Below are 16,910 nucleotides of genomic sequence, written 5' to 3' on the forward strand. Positions count from 1 at the left end.
TGCCCATTCGGGAAGGAAAACCAACCCGGCCTGGTCTGCCGGGCGTTGCGAAAAGACACTGCGGGGTTCCGGTGTCATCCGCGCCATATGTCGGTAACCTTTCGACATGAACCGCGACTCGGCGAAGAGTGACGGGGAACCAGGCCGCGACGTCCTGGAATCGGGCCTGGCGCTGTTGCGGAGTCACTTACCGCAATCCAGTTCCGTCGAGATCGTGAAAGCGCTCGCGGGCGGGTACACCGATGCCCGGGTCGTGCTGAGCGACATCGCCCAGACTCCTGTGGGCGACGGCGTGCTGAACGGCCAGTACATCCTCAAGGCCGGGTTCTCCACCGGGCGCCCGCAGGCCGAGGCGCACAACGCCTTCGTGCGGAGTCTGGAGAAGTACGGTCAAACGCATGTACCGCGACTGGTCCAGTCGGTCCAGGAGTCCGGCACCAGCGTCGACGTGTACGACATCGCCGGTCTGAGTCTCGACCGGCTGCGCTCGGCCGAGCACGTGGACGCCGAGGACCGTGAGGAGACCTGCGCGCGAGCCGCCAGGGAACTGCTTACCGCGCAACTCGCCGTCGCGGGGCTCCCGGACTATCGGGGAACCATCGGTTCGGTCCTGGGCGAGTGGCTCGGCGGCTCCTTCCCCGACGACCAGCGTGGCTCCCGCGTCCGAGAGGTGCTCGGTCCCATGCCCGGCACCGGGCATGTGTTCCGGCACGAGGGGGAACTGCTGCCGGATCCGCTCGTGATGTTCGATCCCGGGGTCGGCCTCGCCGGACGTGACCTGGCCTGCTTTCGCGGTCCCACCCATGGCGACCTGCACCTGCGCAACGTCCTGGTCCGAGGCTCTCGGCTGACCAAGGACCTCACGTACTGGCTCATCGACGTCAACTGGGACGCCCCCACTCCGCTCCTGTACGACCACGCCTACCTGGAACTGTCCGCTCTGCTGTTCGGGCTGGGCCACTCGACCAGCGGCAGGGTCCTTCCCCTCCTGGCCCGGCTCGACGAACAGGCCCTGACGGTGCCCGTGGAGCTGGACCTCAACGACTCCGGCCTCATCACCCTCCTGCGCCGTATCCGCACCGAGACACGCGGTGTCCTGGCCACCCGTGAGCAGAAGCGGGAGGACGTCTGGTAGCAGCAGATGCTCATGGCCCGCATCGCCGCCGGGCTCAACTGGGCCGCCAAGCCCCTCGACGACATGTCCCTGCGCCGTGCCGCCCTGGCCAGTGCGGGCTGGGCGGCACGGCTGCTGCTGCGAGACCGCCACGCCAAGGTCTGGCTCGACATATCCAGAGAGGAGCCCATCAGCACCGTTGGTCTCGCGACCAGTTCCAGCGCCACCCCGGTCACCGCCGAGAGGGCGCTGCGCCTGTGGAAGCCCTTCCGGCAGACCCACTCGGGCATGGACCTGTTCCTCGTCGCCGACGGTGTGGACGCCAAGCCCGCGTTGGCCGCACTGGCGCACTGCGGCTGGGCAGCGGTGATCGACCTCGATCCGGCCAGCGACGACGAGGGCCTGTCCTCGCTCGTCGTGCCCAGTCTGGCCGAACGGCGTCACGTCAGCGTCTTCGGCGAGAACCGCGAGCTGGTCCCGCCCGAGAACGCGACCAGCTGGCTGATGGCGAACGGCTGGACGAGCCACGACGAACCGAGTGCCGACTCCGACGACCTGTGGCGCCGCCGCGGACACCTCAAGCGGGTCAGGGAGCTGGTCGACGCGACGCACGACGGCACGCCGAACCAGTCCGCCGCGGTCCTGATCCTCCGTTCCGGTCTTCGGGACCGACAGATCGAGCGCGTGCTCGACTACATCGACGAGCGGTACGACGGCATCGCCGACAGGCTCGAACTCGCCCAGGCTCCGGCCGTCAACGGGATCGACATCGACGCGTTCCTCAGTGTCGTGGCCGAGTCCCTCCCACTGGAGGGAAGTGGCGCCTCGCCGCTGCTGCCCGGCCTGGACGGGAGGCCGTGGGCGCTGAAGTGGTCCGACATCCAGCGACTCTCGGTCGACCTGGAGGTGCTGCACTCCGAGACTCTTGCCGTCAGTGAGTCCGCCCAGCAGACGGCGGACGAGTTCTGGCGCGGCCGGCCTCCCACCTGGCAGGAGCTGGAGGTCCAAGTCGACGTCAGGCGTGATGCCTATGACGCCCTGGAGAACGAGATCACCCAGCGGCTGAACGGTCACCAGCTGGCCACCGTGCGGCTCGACCACTCTCCCGGCGCGGGCGGCACGACACTGGCCCGCCGCGTGGCCTGGAATCTGCACCGCACGTACCCCACCGTAATTCTGCGCACCTACTCGGACACGACGGCCGACCGCATCGACGAGATCTACCAGGAGACCGGCTACTCCGCGCTCGTGATCGCCGAGTCGGCGATCCTCCCGGAATACGATCGCGACGAGTTGGTGCACGCCCTGGCCCAGCGCAACACCCGGGCGGTTCTCCTGTGGGTCAACCGTACGAACGTGCGGCGCAGGGGCAAGCACCAACTGCTCGACCCGTTGCGGGGCGCGGAGCGCGACCACTTCCTCAAGAGGTTTCGGGAGCGCGCGGACACCGTCAGGGCGCGCCGGCTCCTGGACAGCCTGTCCGAAGGGGCTGCCGACGAGGTGGCCGCGCAGAAGCTGTCGCCGTTCTACTTCGGGCTGTGCGTCTACGAGGAGCAGTTCGAGGGCATCGCCTCGTACGTACGCAATCACTTCTCCAGACTGACCCGGGCACAGAAGGAACTCGCCCGTCACCTCGCCCTGCTCACCCGCTACGGTCAGGAACTCGGCCTGCCCATCGTCATGGTCGAGTCGTGGATGGGACGGGAACGGCCGGTCTACTCGCCGCTGACCAATGTCGAACTCGGTGAACTCCTCGGCCCGGATTTGCGCCATCTGGTCGTGGCGGAGCGCGGCGCCCTGCGTCTGTTGCATCCGCTGATCGCGGAGTACGTTCTCAACGAGGAGCTCGACGGCGAGCAGTACAGCCTCGGCAAGATCTCCGTGGACTTCATCAGGCGGACGACGGCCCTGCTCGGTGCCGACAACAGGACCACCACGCACCTGCTGAACGAGCTGTTCATCCGGCGCTCCAACATGGCCACGGACCGGCAGAAGCCCGACAACTTCTCGGAGCTCATCGAGAGCATGTCCACAGAGGCGGGCGCCGAGGTGTTCGAGGTGCTGACCACCGAGTGCGCCAACAACGCGCACTTCTGGAACCACCGGGGACGTTTCGTCATCTACAAGGTGCGGACGGACTTCCGCGCGGCGGAGAGCTTCGTCCTCACCGCCGTGGAGAAGTCCAATGGGCGGGACGCGACGCATCTGCACACGCTGGGCATGGTCCGCCGGTTCTGGATCGAGAACACGCTCGAACGGATGCTGAGGGACAACGAGCACCACACGCCGGAAGAACTGCTCGCATCCGTGGAAGCGCTGTTCGACCGTGCGATGGAGGCCTTCACCGACGCCGCCAAGTACAAGAACACCGACTACACGTGGTCCACCCCCATCCAGCTCATCGCGACCGTCGTGGAACGCCTCTGGAGGGCCTCGGGAGACGCGAGCCTCGCGGAGTTCATGGAGGGCGACGCCCCCTCGGCGGCCTGGGTGACCAGGCAGATCGGCCGGGCCGAGGAGCTTCTCGACAATCTCCGCAACATCAACGCCGAGGGTGACTACTACAAGCGGCTCGACAACAAACTGACCCTGCTGTACGGGGATGTGGAGCGGCTGGTCGAGCAGTGGCAGGAACTGCGTCGGCGCGGCGCGGCGAATCCTCAGATGGACCTGGCGATCGCCCGCACGCTCTACGCGAAGGCCGGCCGGGACTGGTCCCTGCTGACCGAGGAACAGGTGCGGACCATAGCCCAGATGGCGGAGGAGCCGGTCGACAGCGGTCGTGCCACCGATGCTGACCTGCGCTTGTGGTTCCAGTCGTACCGCAGGCTCCCGGAGTACTCCGAAACGCACGCCCTCGAACGGCTCGCGTGGTTCGCCGCGGAGCGCAACAGCCTCGACGCCAACTACTACCTGTACATCCTGCACTTCCTCATCTGGTACCGCGGTGACGCACCGGACGAGGAGCGCATCCGCTACTACCTTGAGGAGTCCACGCGGCTGAGCCGTGCGCACCGCAGGCAGTGGAGCTTCGAGTGGCTCGGCGTCGACACGCGGTCGCATCCGCTGGTGCACTTCAGCGAAATGGGACGGCAGCGCCACGGGTCGTCCGGTTTCTGGAGCCATCCGCAGGAACTGCTGCGGGTGCAAGGCATCATCCAGGAGATCAAGAGCCCTCAGTCCGGTCGGCTCAGGGTCAGACGTGGTCGGCTGCCGGCCTTCTTCACCCCTCGCAACCGGTTCCGGAAGACCCGGGACATCGATGCGCCCGTCGACTTCTACCTCGGTTTCAGCTACGAGGGTCTACGTGCCTGGGAACCCACCTACCCCGGAGAGACACCCGACGCGCTGATCAACGCGGAGCCGGCCCGGAAGTCGCCGCTGTTGGTCGCGCAGAGTTCAGCCCCGGCCTCTCCCGCACCAGCGGAAACGACGGTGGGGCCCGAACCGGGCCCCGAACCCGTCGCGCAGGAGACGCCCGTGGCCGCGCCGCCGGTCCTGGGTCCGTTCCGGGTCGACCCGGCAGTGCTGCGCTCGCTCGCCGCCCTTCGGCGCGGCAGCGAACCGCCGGACTTCGCGGGAGCCATCGTCGAGCTGGTGAAGCGGGCCCGGAGCGAGGAACGGGTTCTGACGTCGCTGGAGTTGGGCAAGGCGCTGCAGACCCTCTTCGGGATGGAGGTGTACAAGCGTTTCCTCAAGGAGACGGGCGGGGGAAAACTGAAACTCGCCACCCAGGCCCTCGGCTTCAGGACGACGCCCACCCCGCAGGGCTTCGACGTCGACCTGCCCTAGACAGGTCGACGACCGAAGTGACGTCCGGTCCAGGTGCGGACCGCCTTCCCGGTCAAGGACACGTCCGCGACCACCGGCCGGTGGTCCGAGGCGGCCGACTCCTCCGGCACGGAGGCGTCCCGTACCCGCACGCCCTTGCCCACGGCCACGTAGTCGATCCGCTTCACGGGGGACGCGGCCGGGTACGTGCCGCCGGTGCCGGCCGCGGCGTCGCTCAGCTCCCCCCACAGCGGCTTCAGTTCCGGCGCCGACGGCTCGGCGTTGAAGTCGCCGAGCAGTACCTGCCGCGCCCCGGGCAGGGCCGCCCGCTCCCGGGCCATGATCCGCCGGGTGTCGGCGACCTGGGCCACCCGGACGGCGGGGTCCGCCCGGTAGTCGAGGTGGGTCACGAACACCTGCACCGGCACTCCGCGCACCTTGAGCCTCACCTCGCCGAACCCGGGCGCGGGCGCGGGCACCGGGTTCTGGTCCTGCGTGGACAGGCGGGTGATCTCGTGGTTCGTGGCGGAACGGACGGGGAAGCGGGACAGCACCGCCACGCCGTACTCGCGCCGGGGGTCCCCGGCCGTCACGGGGTCGAGGCTGTAGATCGGCGCGAACGACACCCGCATGCCGAGCCGCCGCGCCAGCTCCCCGGCCACGTCCAGCCCCCGGCTGCGGGCTCCCCAGTGCACGTCGACCTCCTGGAGGCCGATCACGTCCGCGTCCAGGGCACGCAGCGCGGCGGCCTGTCGGTCGAGGTCGAAGACGCCGTCCGAGCCCGCTCCGGCGTGGATGTTGTAGGTGGCGACGCGCAGCGGGACCGGGTGGCCCTGGCCGGCGGAGGCGGGCGGCGCCGCGACGGCCAGGGTCAACAGGGCCCCGGTGACGGACAGTTGCATGAGAGTGCGTGCTCTGGCAGACATGTCGGCACGGTACGCGGGAAACGGCGGCCCCGAGGCGCGCGGCGCGATCTCGTCCGGGACGAGCACCCCGCCGGCAGCCTCCCGTTCACGGCCGGCGCAGGAGACGGTTGACGGTGCGGCCGAACACGTACCGGCCCGAGCCGCGGAGAACGCCGTCGAAGACGGCGGGCAGGAACCGGACGTCCAGTTCCTCGCGCCACACGACGCGGGTGCGCCCGCCGGGGCCGGGCAGGACCTCGATCTCCGCCCAGCCCCGGACCAGCCGGCCGCGCTTGTCCAGCCGGAACCGGCCGGGGGAGCCGTCCCGCGGTGGTTCCCAGACCGTCACCTCCATCCTGTCGTCGAAGGCGAGCGGTCCGGCACCCGTGCGGGCCACGATCACCGTGCCCGGGCGGGTGGGGCCGGGCGTGGCGACGGTGACGCGGGTCAGCGGCACGGAGTCGCCGTGCCGCCGCCAGGCGGTGAGCCTGCGCCAGGCCTCGTCCGGGGGGAGCGGGGCGGTGCGTTCGAGCGAGAAGGTGGCCACCCGGCGATCGTAGGGACAGGGCGCGGGAACCGGCGGCAGGCCCGAGCGCGCGACCGCCGGAACTACCGGTAGACCTTCCCCGGTTCGGCCGTCCCGGGGGCCAGTAGCTGGGGCACCGTCACGAAGACGTATCCGCGCGCCTTGAGCGCGTCGATGATCCCGGGCACCGCCGGCACCGTGCCGTCGTAGATGTCGTGCAGCAGGATGATGCCGTCCCGGGAGGACTGGTCCAGGACACGCTCGGTGATCAGGTCGGAGTCGTCGGTCCTGTAGTCCTTGGCGGTCACGCTCCACAGCACCTCCGCCAGCCCCAGTTCCCGGCAGATCGCCTGGACCGTGTCGTCGGTACGGCCCTGGGGCGGGCGCATCAGGGTGGGGCGTTTCCCGGTCAGGCGCTCTATCTCCTTGTTCGGGCGCTCCAGTTCCTCGCGTATCTCGTCCGGTCGGGCGTCCGTGAGGATCCTGTGCGTCCAGGTGTGGCTGGCCACCTCGTGGCCCTCGTCGGCCATGCGCCTGACAAGTTCGGGATAGGTGTCGAGGTGCCGTCTGCCGAGCAGGAAGAAGGTCGCCGGAACCTGCTTCTCCTTGAGTATGTCGAGCAGCCGGGCGGAGTTCTCACTCGGTCCGGCGTCGAACGTCAGCGCGATGCACTTGGTGTGGCGGCAGTCGACGGTGCCGAAACCGGCTGCCCGGGACTGGGCGCCCGCCGCGCCCCGGACGGAGCTGGGCGAGGTCGTCTCCAGTTTCGTGCAGCCACTCAGTGCCGACGTCAGCGCGGCGGCTGCCGCGAGGGCCGCCGCGACACGCAACCCGGTCCCCGTTTTCGTCATCTTCCTGGTCAGCGAAAGCATGCGAGGACTATACACAGCGAGTATATACACGGTGTATAGTAGTGTGTCGAATACCTGTTCGAGGTAGTGGAGGGGTTCACCGGGTTACTCAGCCGACACGCACGTGACGGTGAGAGTGAGGAGAAGCCCGTGAGCGAGAGCCCCGGGGGCGGCGGCCCCCTAGACGCACGCGGCTGGCGCCGGGCCCTGGTGACCGGCGGAGCGGGATTCGTGGGGTCCCACCTGTGCGGCCGCCTGCTCGACGCCCGCACCGACGTCGTCTGCCTCGACAACCTGGCCACCGGCTCCCGGGCCAACGTGGCCGACCTGCGGCAGCGGCGCGGATTCCGGTTCGTCCGGGGCGACGCCACCGACCCGGCGGCCCTGCGCAACCTGCCCGGCCGGTTCGACCTGGTCCTGCACTTCGCCTGCCCGGCCTCGCCCGCCGACTACCTCCGGCTACCCCTGGAGACCCTCGACGTCGGCAGCACCGGCACCCGCAACGCGCTGGAGCGGGCCCACGCCGACGGCGCCCGCTTCCTGCTCGCCTCCACCTCCGAGGTCTACGGCGACCCGCTGGAGCACCCGCAGCGCGAGACCTACTGGGGCAACGTCAACCCGGTCGGCCCGCGCAGCGTCTACGACGAGTCCAAGCGCTTCGCCGAGGCCCTGGTCACCGCTCACCGCCAGGTGCACGGCACCGACACCGCCATCGTCCGGATCTTCAACACCTACGGCCCCCGCATGCGCACCGGTGACGGCCGGGCCGTTCCCACCTTCATCGCCCAGGCCCTGGACGGCGTGCCGCTCACCGTCGCCGGCGACGGCGGCCAGACCCGCTCGCTGTGCTACGTCGACGACACCGTGACGGGCGTCCTGGCCCTCGCCGCGTCCGGTGAGACCGGGCCGATGAACATCGGCGGCGCCGACGAGATCACCATGCTGGAACTGGCCCGCCGGGTCGTCGAACTCACCGGTTCCGGCTCCCGCATCCGCTTCGTCGAACGCCCCGTCGACGACCCGGGCCGGCGCAGGCCCGACACCACCCTGGCCCGGGAGCGGCTGGGCTGGCGGCCCCAGGTGAGCTGGAACGAGGGGCTGGAGCGGACCATCGGCTGGTTCGCGCACGCCGTCGCCGCCTGACGCGAGCCCACAACAGTCGCTCATGGTGACAATTCAGTTCTTGTCGGGAAGTGACCTGTCTCCAAGTGTTTGAGACAGCTCGCCCGCGGCACCCGCGACGCCGAGAGAGGAGCCCGCCCCATGCGCATCCTTGGTGTCAACGCCCTGTTCCACGACCCGGCCGCCGCACTCGTCGTCGACGGCCGGACCGTTGCGGCCGCCGAGGAAGAGAGGTTCAGCCGGCGCAAGCACGGCAAGCGTCCGGTGCCCTTCTCCGCCTGGGAGGTGCCCGAACTGTCGGCGCGCTGGTGCCTCGAACACGCCGGAGTGCGGCCGGGGGAGCTGGACGCCGTCGCCTACTCCTTCGACCCCCGGCTCGCCCGGCCCGCCCGCGACATGGGTCTGGACGACCCCTGGGACCCGCTGCGGCTCGAGTACGCCCGCCGGGCGCCCGAGTTCCTCGCCGAGGCGCTGCCCGGACTCGACCCCGACCAGGTCGTCTTCGTCCCGCACCACGTGGCGCACGCCGCCTCCGCCGGGCCCGCCTCACCGCACCCCGACAACGACGTCCTCGTCCTGGACGGCCGCGGCGAGTCCGCCTCCCACCTGGCCGGCCGCTACCGCGACGGCAAGCTGGACGTCCTCGCCACGCAGGCGCTCCCGCACTCGCTCGGCCTCGTCTACGAGGAACTGACCGAGCACCTCGGATTCCTGCGCAGCAGCGACGAGTACAAGGTGATGGCCCTCGCCTCCTACGGCACACCCCGCTTCGCGAAGCAGGTGCGCGAGGGCGTCCACGCCACCGGTGACGGCGGCTTCCGCGCCCACGGAGTCGACTGGGCGGCCCTCGCCCCGGCCCGCGCGAAGGGCGAGGACTGGACGAAGGACCACGCGGACCTCGCCGCGAGCACCCAGGCCGTCCTGGAGGAGCTGCTCCTCGAACTCGTCCACTGGCTGCACCGCGAGGCCGGGGGCCAGGCCCTCACCATGGCGGGCGGCGTCGCGCTGAACTGCGTGGCCAACTCGAAGATCGCCGCCCGCGGCCCGTACCGGCACGTGTGGGTGCAGCCCGCCGCCGGCGACGCGGGCACCGCCCTCGGTGGCGCCCTGCACGTCGCCGCCGCCCAGGAGGGCGCCGCACCCGAGCCGATGCCCGGTGCCGACCTCGGCCGCGGCTGGAGCGACGACGAGATCCGCGCCTGGCTGGAGACGGCCGCGATCCCCTACGAGGAGCCGGACGACATCGCCGAGACGGTCGCCGAGGAACTCGCCCGGGACGGCGTCGTCGCCTGGTTCCAGGGCCGCAGCGAGTTCGGGCCCCGCGCCCTCGGGCACCGCTCCCTGATGGCCCACCCCGGCCGCGCGGAGAACCTGGAACGGCTCAACCACGTCAAGGGCCGCGAGGAGTTCCGCCCCGTCGCGCCGATGGTGCTGGCCGACCGCGCCGCCGACATCTTCACCGGGCCGGTCCCCAGTCCGTACATGCTCTTCGTGCACGAGGTCGCCCCCGCCTGGCGCGACCGCGTCCCGGCCGTCGTCCACGTCGACGGCACCGCACGCATCCAGACCGTCGAGGAACGCCGCGAGCCGCTCGTCGCCCGCATGCTGGCCTCCTTCGAGAAACGCACCGGGCTGCCCGTCGTCGTCAACACCAGCCTCAACACCGCCGGGCGGCCCATGGTCGACGACCCGCGCGACGCGCTGGAGTGCTTCGGCTCGGCGCCCGTGGACCTGCTGGCCATCGGCCCCTTCGCGGTGCGCCGGGGACGGGCGTTCGCATGAGCGGCGCCCCCGAGGCCGGCGGCACCAGGACCGGCTACGCCGTCGTCGTCCCCACCCTGGTACGCCACACGCTGGCCGACTGCCTGGCCTCGCTGGCCGCCGCGCACGGGCCTGACCCCGACGAGATCGTCCTGGTCGACGACCGGCCGGGACCCGACACCGACCCCGGCGCGCTGGAGCACGCCCTGGCCGTCCTCGGCGACCTGCGCGAGCGCACGGTGGTCCTGCGCGGCGGCGGCCGCGGCCCCGCCGCCGCCCGGAACACCGGAATGCGGGCGGTGACCGCGCCCTGGACCGCCTTCCTCGACGACGACGTCCAGGTCGGCCCGCACTGGTGCGACCAGCTGATCCAGGACCTCGCCGAGGCGGCGCCCGACACCGGCGCCGTACAGGGCGTGATCGCCGTGCCGCTGCCGGGCGAACGCCGCCCCACCGACTGGGAGCGCGGCACCGCGGGCCTCGCGCAGGCCCGGTGGATCACCGCCGACATGGCCTACCGCACCGACGTACTCGAACAGGTCGGCGGCTTCGACGAACGCTTCACCCGCGCCTTCCGCGAAGACGCCGACCTCGCCCTGCGCGTCCTCGACGCGGGCTGGCGCATCCGGCGGGGCCGCCGCACCACCCGCCACCCCGTACGCCCCGCCGCACGCTGGGTCTCCCTGAAGCAGCAGCGCGGCAACGCCGACGACGCCCTGATGCGGCGGCTGCACGGACCCGACTGGTGGGCCAAGGCGGTCGCGCCCAAGGGCAGGATCCGTCGCCACGCGGCGATCACCGCCGCCGGCGCGGCAGCCGTCGGCCTCGCCGCCGCCCGGTGTCCGCGTGCCGCCGCCGTCGCCGGGCTCGGCTGGGCCGCGGGCACCGCCGAGTTCGCCTGGGCCCGTATCGCGCCCGGCCCGCGCACCCGGCACGAGGTCACGACCATGCTGGTCACCAGCGCGCTCATCCCGCCCGCCGCGACCTGGCACCGGCTGAGCGGGCTGTGGCGCCACCGCGGTGCCCGCGCGTGGCGGGAGGTGGCCGCATGAGCCCCGTCAAGGCCGTCTTCTTCGACCGCGACGGCACCCTGGTCCACGACGTCCCCTACAACGGCGACCCGCAACGGGTCCGGCCCGTCGACGGCGCCCGCGAGGCGGTGGCGCTTCTGCGCGACCGCGGCATCCGCGTCGGTGTCGTCACCAACCAGTCCGGCGTGGCCCGCGGCCTGATCAGCGACGCCGACGTACGGCACGTCAACCGGCGCGTCGACGAACTCATCGGCCCCTTCGACGTCTGGGCCGTCTGCCCGCACGGACCCGACGACGGCTGCCACTGCCGCAAGCCCCGCCCCGGCCTGGTCCTGTGGGCGGCGGGCCGCGTCTGCGCCGACCCCGCCGACTGCGTCGTCATCGGCGACATCGGCGCCGACACGGAGGCCGCCGAACGCGCGGGCGCCCACGGCATCCTCGTCCCCAACGACCGCACCCGCCCGGAGGAGACGGCCGGCGCGGCCCACGTCGCCCCGGACCTCCTCACCGCCGTCCGGTCGGTACTCACCGGCCCGCCGACAGGCCGGGTCCTGGTGGACGAGCGTCCCATCGAGGCGGCGTTCAGGACGGGGCGGGCCGCCGCCGACACCCGCGGGAGGCCGCGATGAAGGCTCTGGTCACGCGCCTCGACAGCTTCGGCGACGTGCTGCTCGCCGGGCCCGCCGTGCGTGCCGTCGCCGCGCGCGCCGACCACGTCACCCTGCTGTGCGGCGCACGCGGCGCACCCGCCGCCCGGCTGCTGCCCGGCGTCGACGAGGTGCTGGTGTGGGAGGCCCCGTGGGGCGGGTTCCAGCCGCCCGACGTGAGCCGCGCGGACATCGACGCCCTCGTCGGACGGATCGACGCCGACACGGCGCTGATCCTCACCTCCTTCCACCAGTCCCCGCTGCCCACCGCCCTGGTACTGCGCCTCGCCGGCGTCCGGTACATCGCCGCGGACAGCGTGGACTACCCGGGCTCGCTCCTCGACCTGCGCCACCAGCGCGCCCCGCACGCCCACGAGGCCGAGGCCGCGCTCGACCTCGCCGGGGCGGCCGGATTCCCGGGGACCGACGACGGCCGGCTGCGCGTGCGCACGCCGCCCCGCGCCGAGGCCCTCACCGGCCCCGGCCCCTACGTCGTACTCCACCCGGGCGCGAGCGTCCCCGCCCGCGCCTGGGGCGCCGAGCGCGCCGCCGAGGCCGTACGCGAACTGGCCGCCGCCGGGCACCGCGTGCTGGTCACCGGCGGTCCCGGCGAGCGCGGTCTCACCGCGTACGTCGCCGGAGAACACGGCACCGATCTCGGCGGCCGCACCGACGCCCCGGAACTGGCCGGCGTCCTCGCCGGCGCGTCCGTCGTCGTCACCGGCAACACCGCGCCCGCCCACCTCGCCGCCGCGGTCGGCACCCCCGTGGTCTCCCTGTTCGCCCCGGTCGTACCCGCCGAACGGTGGCGGCCGTACGGCGTCCCCCACGTCCTGCTGGGCGACCAGGACGCGCCCTGCGCCGACAGCAGGGCCAGGGACTGCCCCGTCGCCGGGCACCCCTGCCTGAACACCGTCACGGCCACCGACGTGGCCGCCGCCGTCGAGAAACTCCTGGGGGAGGCATGAGGATCCTCATCTGGCACGTGCACGGGTCGTGGACCACGGCCTTCGTACAGGGCCCGCACACCTACCTGGTCCCCGTCACACCGGACCGCGGACCCGACGGCCTCGGCCGCGCCCGCACCTGGGACTGGCCCGACTCCGTGGTCGAGGTGGCGCCCGAGCGGCTGCGGGACGAGCACATCGACCTCGTGATCCTCCAGCGCCCGCACGAACTGGCCCTGGTCGACCAGTGGCTGGGCCGCCGCCCGCCGATGGTGTACCTGGAGCACAACGCCCCCGACGGCGACGTGCCGCACACCCGCCACCCGGCCGCCGGCATCCCGGGCGTCACCCTCGTCCACGTCACCCACTTCAACCGGCTGATGTGGGACGCGGGACCGACGGACACCACCGTCATCGAGCACGGCATCGTCGACCCCGGCCACCGCTGGACCGGGGAGCTGGAACGCGCCGCCGTCGTCGTCAACGAGCCGATCCGGCGCGGCCGCACCACCGGCACCGACCTCCTTCCCGTGTTCGCCCGCGCCGCCCCGCTCGACGTGTTCGGCATGCGCACCGAAGGGCTCGCCGAGCACATCGGCGTCGACCCCGCCCGCTGCCGCACGCGGGACGTCCCCCAGGGCGACCTGCACACCGAACTGGCCCGCCGCCGCGTCTACGTCCACCCCGTCCGCTGGACCTCCCTGGGCCTGTCCCTGCTGGAGGCCATGCACCTGGGCATGCCCGTGGTCGCCCTCGCCACCACCGAGGTCGCCGAGGCCGTGCCCCCCGGCGCCGGTGTGGTCTCCAACCGCATCGACGTCCTGACCGACGCCGTACGCGACTTCCTCGCCGACCCGCTGCACGCGCGGACGGTCGGCGACGGGGCCCGTGCGGCGGCCCTGGCCCACTACGGGCTGTCCCGCTTCCTGGACGACTGGGAGCGACTGCTCAAGGAGGTGACCCGATGAGGATCGCCATGGTGTCCGAGCACGCGAGCCCGCTCGCCGCGCTCGGCGGTGTCGACGCCGGTGGACAGAACGTCTACGTGGCCCGCCTCACCGAGGAGTTGGCGGCACGAGGCCACGACATCACGGTCTACACCCGCCGGGACGCCGCCGACCTGCCGGACCGGGTGAACCTGCCCGGCGGCGCGGTCGTCGAGCACGTGCCGGCCGGACCGCCCGTGACCGTCCCCAAGGACGAGCTCTTCCCGCACATGCCCGCCTTCGGCGCCCATCTGGCCCGCGCCTGGGCCCGGGAGCGGCCCGACGTGGTGCACGCGCACTTCTGGATGTCCGGCATGGCCTCGCAGATCGGCGCGGGCCCGCACGGCGTCCCGCTCGTCCAGACCTTCCACGCCCTCGGCACCGTCAAGCGTCGCCACCAGGGCATGCGGGACACCAGCCCCTACGAGCGCATCGGCATCGAACGGCAGCTCGGCCGGACCTGCGAACGGGTCCTGGCCACCTGCACCGACGAGGTCGTCGAACTCGGCGACATGGGCGTCCCGCCCCGGCAGGTCTCCGTGGTCCCCTGCGGCGTGGACGCCGAGCACTTCCACCCCGCCGCCGACACCGGCCGCACCCCCGAGCGACGCCGGCGGTACCGGCTGCTCGCCTGCGGACGGCTCGTCCCCCGCAAGGGCTACGACCAGGCCATCCGCGCCCTGGCGCACATCCCCGACGCCGAACTCCTCATCGCCGGCGGCCCGCCGGCCGGCGCCGTGGAGGCCGATCCCGAGGCCCGGCGCCTGACCGGCATCGCCCGCCGCGCGGGCGTGGCCGACCGGGTCCGGCTGCTCGGCGCGGTCGACCCGGACGACATGCCGGCCCTGATCCGCAGCGCCGACCTGGTGCTGTGCACCCCGGTGTACGAGCCGTTCGGCATCGTGCCGCTGGAGGCCATGGCGTGCGGGGTACCCGTCCTCGCCACCGACGTCGGCGGCCACCGCGACTCCGTGGCCGACGGCAGCACCGGCCGCCTGGTCACCCCGCAGGACCCCGGGGCCGTCGCGGACGCCGCCCGCGCACTCCTCGCCGACGAACGGCTGCGCCGCCAGTTCGGCAGGAACGGCCGCGAACGCGTCCTGCGGCACTACACCTGGGCACGCGTCGCCGACGGCGCCGAACAGGTGTACCGCCTGACCCGCTCCGAACACGCGGTATCCACGGAGGTGGCGTGATGACCGTGCACCCGCCCGTCGTCGGGCACTGCGACGAACTCCAGGACGCCCTGGGGGCCTTCCGCGCCTCCGCGCACATCACCCAGCGCTGGGGCGACCGGCTCGCGGCCGTGCTGGCCGGCGGCGGCCGGCTGCTCGCCGCCGGAAACGGCGGCAGTGCCGCCCAGGCCCAGCACCTGACCGCCGAGATCGTCGGCCGCTACCGCGACGACCGCCCGCCGTTCTCCGCGATCGCGCTGCACGCCGACACGTCCTCCACCACCGCCATCGCCAACGACTACGGCGTCGACGAGGTGTTCGCCCGCCAGGTCCGCGCCCACGGCCGCGAGGGCGACGTCCTGATGCTGCTGTCCACCAGCGGCGCCAGCGCCAACCTGCTCTCCGCGGCCGACGCGGCCCGCGCGGCCGGGGTGCACGTGTGGGCGCTCACCGGCTGCGCCCCCAACCCGCTCATGGCGGGCAGCGACGAGTCCCTGTGCGTCGAGGCACCGTCGACGGCCACCGTCCAGGAGATCCACCTGGTCGCCGTCCACATGATCTGCGCGGCCTTCGACGCGGCCCTGGAACGCGGCCTGCCGGGCGCTGCGGGCAGGCGGGGCGCACGCGGCGCCCGCGGCGTACGGGAACGCGGAGGTGACGGGACGCATGGCTGACAGGACCCCGCTGGTCGTGGTCGGCGACGCGCTGCTCGACCGCGACCTGACCGGCTCGGCCGACCGGCTCGCCCCCGACGCGCCGGTCCCGGTCGTCTCGGAGTGCGCCGAGCGGACGCGGCCGGGCGGGGCCGCCCTCGCGGCGTACCTCGCCGCCCGCGACGGCCGCGAGGTCACGCTGATCACGGGCGTCGGCGAGGACCCGGCCGGCCTCGCCCTGCGCGAACTGCTCGCCCCCTGGCTGACCGTGATCCCCCTGCCCCTGACCGGCACGCTGCCGGAGAAGACCCGTGTCCTCGCCCAGGACCGTCCCGTCGTCCGCCTCGACCGGGGTGGCGGCCGGGTCCGCGAGGCCACGGAGGAGGCCCGCGCCGCGCTGCGCTCCGCACGGGCCGTCCTGGTCTCCGACTACGGCCGGGGCGCGGCGGACGTCCTGCGCGACGTGCTCGCCGCGCGCCCGCCGCAGGTCTGGGACCCGCACCCGCGCGGCGGGCCCCCGGTCCCCGGCACCCGCCTCGTGACGCCCGCCGAGAAGGAGGCCCACGGCTTCGCGCCGCACCAGGACCACCCGGGCGGCGGCCTGCGCGCCGCCGCGCTCAACGCGGGCGCCCTCGTACGGGACTGGCGGGTGGCCGCGGTGGCGGTGACCCTCGGCTCGCGCGGCGCCCTCCTGTCGTACGGCGAACACCCGCTGCTGGTGCCCGCGCCCGCCGCCCACCACGGCGACTCCTGCGGGGCGGGGGACCGGTTCGCGGCCACCGCGGCCGGGCTGCTCGCCGACGGGGCGCTGGTGGGGGAGGCCGTCGAAGGCGCGGTGAGCGCCGCCACGGCCTTCGTCGCCGCGGGCGGCGCGGCCGCCGTCCCTCCGGCGGGCCCGGGCCCGGCGCCCACCTCGCGGCCGGACTCCGACGACCCGCGGGCCCTGGCCGCCCGGGTCCGCGCCGAGCACGGCACGGTCGTCGCCGCCGGCGGCTGTTTCGACCTCCTGCACGCCGGACACGTCGGCCTGCTCCAGGCCGCCCGGCGGCTCGGCGACTGCCTGGTCGTCTGCGTCAACTCCGACGCCTCCGTCCGGCGCCGCAAGGGCGGCGGCCGCCCCGTCAACCCCCTGGCCGACCGCGTCCGCGTCCTGCGTGCCCTCGCCTGCGTCGACGCAGTCGCCGTCTTCGACGAGGACACCCCCGAACGCCTCCTCGGCGACCTGCGCCCCGACGTGTGGGTCAAGGGCGGCGACTACGCGGGCGCCGACCTCCCCGAGGCCGCGCTGCTCCAGGAGTGGGGCGGCCAGGCGGTCCTCCTGCCCTACCTCGACGGCCGCTCCTCCACCGCCCTGCTGGCCCGTGCCGCGGAGGGGGCCCGATGAGGCCCGCGGCCCCGGAGCGGCCACGCCCCCGACCCCG

General features: G+C 73.1%; 14 protein-coding genes. 11 read left to right on the forward strand and 3 right to left on the reverse strand.

Features of this window, described 5'->3' with window-relative positions; translation table 11 throughout:
• Positions 1-106: 106 nt before the first annotated feature.
• Positions 107-1,135: a hypothetical protein gene (locus tag ACGFYH_RS18680; RefSeq protein WP_393804220.1), complete on the forward strand. Its 1,029-nt coding sequence runs from the start codon at positions 107-109 to the stop codon at positions 1,133-1,135.
• A 12-nt stretch (positions 1,136-1,147) separates the two neighbouring features.
• Positions 1,148-4,906 (forward strand): hypothetical protein, encoded by a 3,759-nt coding sequence (locus ACGFYH_RS18685; protein WP_393804221.1) that lies wholly within the window; start codon positions 1,148-1,150, stop codon positions 4,904-4,906.
• On the opposite strand, the gene ACGFYH_RS18690 is transcribed toward ACGFYH_RS18685, so the two are convergent.
• The 3 genes from ACGFYH_RS18690 to ACGFYH_RS18700 form a co-directional block, all read right to left on the reverse strand.
• On the reverse strand, positions 4,903-5,811 hold the full coding sequence (locus ACGFYH_RS18690) for an endonuclease/exonuclease/phosphatase family protein (RefSeq protein WP_393804222.1): 909 nt from the start codon (positions 5,809-5,811) through the stop codon (positions 4,903-4,905). The two genes, ACGFYH_RS18685 and ACGFYH_RS18690, sit on opposite strands and share 4 nt — an antisense overlap.
• A gap of 85 nt (positions 5,812-5,896) precedes the next feature.
• Positions 5,897-6,337 carry an SRPBCC family protein gene (locus ACGFYH_RS18695; protein WP_393804223.1) on the reverse strand — a complete coding sequence of 147 codons (441 nt, stop codon included), beginning with the start codon at positions 6,335-6,337 and terminating at the stop codon, positions 5,897-5,899.
• A 62-nt stretch (positions 6,338-6,399) separates the two neighbouring features.
• Positions 6,400-7,167 carry a polysaccharide deacetylase family protein gene (locus ACGFYH_RS18700; RefSeq protein WP_393804249.1) on the reverse strand — a complete coding sequence of 256 codons (768 nt, stop codon included), beginning with the start codon at positions 7,165-7,167 and terminating at the stop codon, positions 6,400-6,402.
• A 150-nt stretch (positions 7,168-7,317) separates the two neighbouring features.
• Between ACGFYH_RS18700 and ACGFYH_RS18705 the strand changes: the two genes are divergently transcribed.
• The 9 genes from ACGFYH_RS18705 to rfaE2 all read left to right on the forward strand — a co-directional run bounded on the left by ACGFYH_RS18705 (position 7,318) and on the right by rfaE2 (position 16,873).
• Positions 7,318-8,310, forward strand: coding sequence for an NAD-dependent epimerase/dehydratase family protein (locus tag ACGFYH_RS18705; protein ID WP_393804224.1), 993 nt, complete (start codon positions 7,318-7,320; stop codon positions 8,308-8,310).
• A gap of 120 nt (positions 8,311-8,430) precedes the next feature.
• Positions 8,431-10,071, forward strand: a complete 1,641-nt coding sequence (locus ACGFYH_RS18710; protein ID WP_393804225.1) for a carbamoyltransferase — start codon at positions 8,431-8,433, stop codon at positions 10,069-10,071.
• Positions 10,068-11,102, forward strand: a complete 1,035-nt coding sequence (locus ACGFYH_RS18715; protein WP_393804226.1) for a glycosyltransferase family 2 protein — start codon at positions 10,068-10,070, stop codon at positions 11,100-11,102. The genes ACGFYH_RS18710 and ACGFYH_RS18715 overlap by 4 nt, the downstream gene beginning before the upstream one ends.
• Complete coding sequence (locus ACGFYH_RS18720; protein WP_393804227.1) at positions 11,099-11,710, forward strand: D-glycero-alpha-D-manno-heptose-1,7-bisphosphate 7-phosphatase; 612 nt, start codon at positions 11,099-11,101, stop codon at positions 11,708-11,710. The genes ACGFYH_RS18715 and ACGFYH_RS18720 overlap by 4 nt, the downstream gene beginning before the upstream one ends.
• A complete protein-coding gene (locus tag ACGFYH_RS18725; RefSeq protein ID WP_393804228.1) occupies positions 11,707-12,696 on the forward strand; it encodes a glycosyltransferase family 9 protein in 990 nt (329 codons plus the stop codon). Before ACGFYH_RS18720 ends, ACGFYH_RS18725 begins: the two co-directional genes overlap by 4 nt.
• Positions 12,693-13,643, forward strand: a complete 951-nt coding sequence (locus ACGFYH_RS18730; RefSeq protein ID WP_393804229.1) for a glycosyltransferase — start codon at positions 12,693-12,695, stop codon at positions 13,641-13,643. Before ACGFYH_RS18725 ends, ACGFYH_RS18730 begins: the two co-directional genes overlap by 4 nt.
• Positions 13,640-14,857: a glycosyltransferase gene (locus ACGFYH_RS18735; protein WP_393804230.1), complete on the forward strand. Its 1,218-nt coding sequence runs from the start codon at positions 13,640-13,642 to the stop codon at positions 14,855-14,857. Before ACGFYH_RS18730 ends, ACGFYH_RS18735 begins: the two co-directional genes overlap by 4 nt.
• Positions 14,857-15,510 (forward strand): SIS domain-containing protein, encoded by a 654-nt coding sequence (locus tag ACGFYH_RS18740; RefSeq protein WP_393804231.1) that lies wholly within the window; start codon positions 14,857-14,859, stop codon positions 15,508-15,510. The genes ACGFYH_RS18735 and ACGFYH_RS18740 overlap by 1 nt, the downstream gene beginning before the upstream one ends.
• Entirely contained in the window at positions 15,503-16,873 is a 1,371-nt protein-coding gene (gene rfaE2, locus ACGFYH_RS18745; protein WP_393804232.1) for a D-glycero-beta-D-manno-heptose 1-phosphate adenylyltransferase, read from the forward strand. Before ACGFYH_RS18740 ends, rfaE2 begins: the two co-directional genes overlap by 8 nt.
• The last annotated feature ends 37 nt before the right edge of the window (positions 16,874-16,910 follow it).

The organism is Streptomyces sp. NPDC048392, from assembly GCF_043200575.1.
Lineage (GTDB): Bacteria > Actinomycetota > Actinomycetes > Streptomycetales > Streptomycetaceae > Streptomyces.

Coding starts and splice junctions, on each gene's coding strand:
- ACGFYH_RS18720 (WP_393804227.1), top strand. CDS start 11,099: ATGAGCCCCGTCAAGGCCGTCTTCTTCGACCGCGACGGCACCCTGGTC.
- ACGFYH_RS18685 (WP_393804221.1), top strand. CDS start 1,148: ATGGCCCGCATCGCCGCCGGGCTCAACTGGGCCGCCAAGCCCCTCGAC.
- ACGFYH_RS18725 (WP_393804228.1), top strand. CDS start 11,707: ATGAAGGCTCTGGTCACGCGCCTCGACAGCTTCGGCGACGTGCTGCTC.
- ACGFYH_RS18680 (WP_393804220.1), top strand. CDS start 107: ATGAACCGCGACTCGGCGAAGAGTGACGGGGAACCAGGCCGCGACGTC.
- ACGFYH_RS18710 (WP_393804225.1), top strand. CDS start 8,431: ATGCGCATCCTTGGTGTCAACGCCCTGTTCCACGACCCGGCCGCCGCA.
- ACGFYH_RS18735 (WP_393804230.1), top strand. CDS start 13,640: ATGAGGATCGCCATGGTGTCCGAGCACGCGAGCCCGCTCGCCGCGCTC.
- ACGFYH_RS18740 (WP_393804231.1), top strand. CDS start 14,857: ATGACCGTGCACCCGCCCGTCGTCGGGCACTGCGACGAACTCCAGGAC.
- ACGFYH_RS18700 (WP_393804249.1), bottom strand. CDS start 7,167: ATGACGAAAACGGGGACCGGGTTGCGTGTCGCGGCGGCCCTCGCGGCA.
- rfaE2 (WP_393804232.1), top strand. CDS start 15,503: ATGGCTGACAGGACCCCGCTGGTCGTGGTCGGCGACGCGCTGCTCGAC.
- ACGFYH_RS18715 (WP_393804226.1), top strand. CDS start 10,068: ATGAGCGGCGCCCCCGAGGCCGGCGGCACCAGGACCGGCTACGCCGTC.
- ACGFYH_RS18730 (WP_393804229.1), top strand. CDS start 12,693: ATGAGGATCCTCATCTGGCACGTGCACGGGTCGTGGACCACGGCCTTC.
- ACGFYH_RS18690 (WP_393804222.1), bottom strand. CDS start 5,811: ATGTCTGCCAGAGCACGCACTCTCATGCAACTGTCCGTCACCGGGGCC.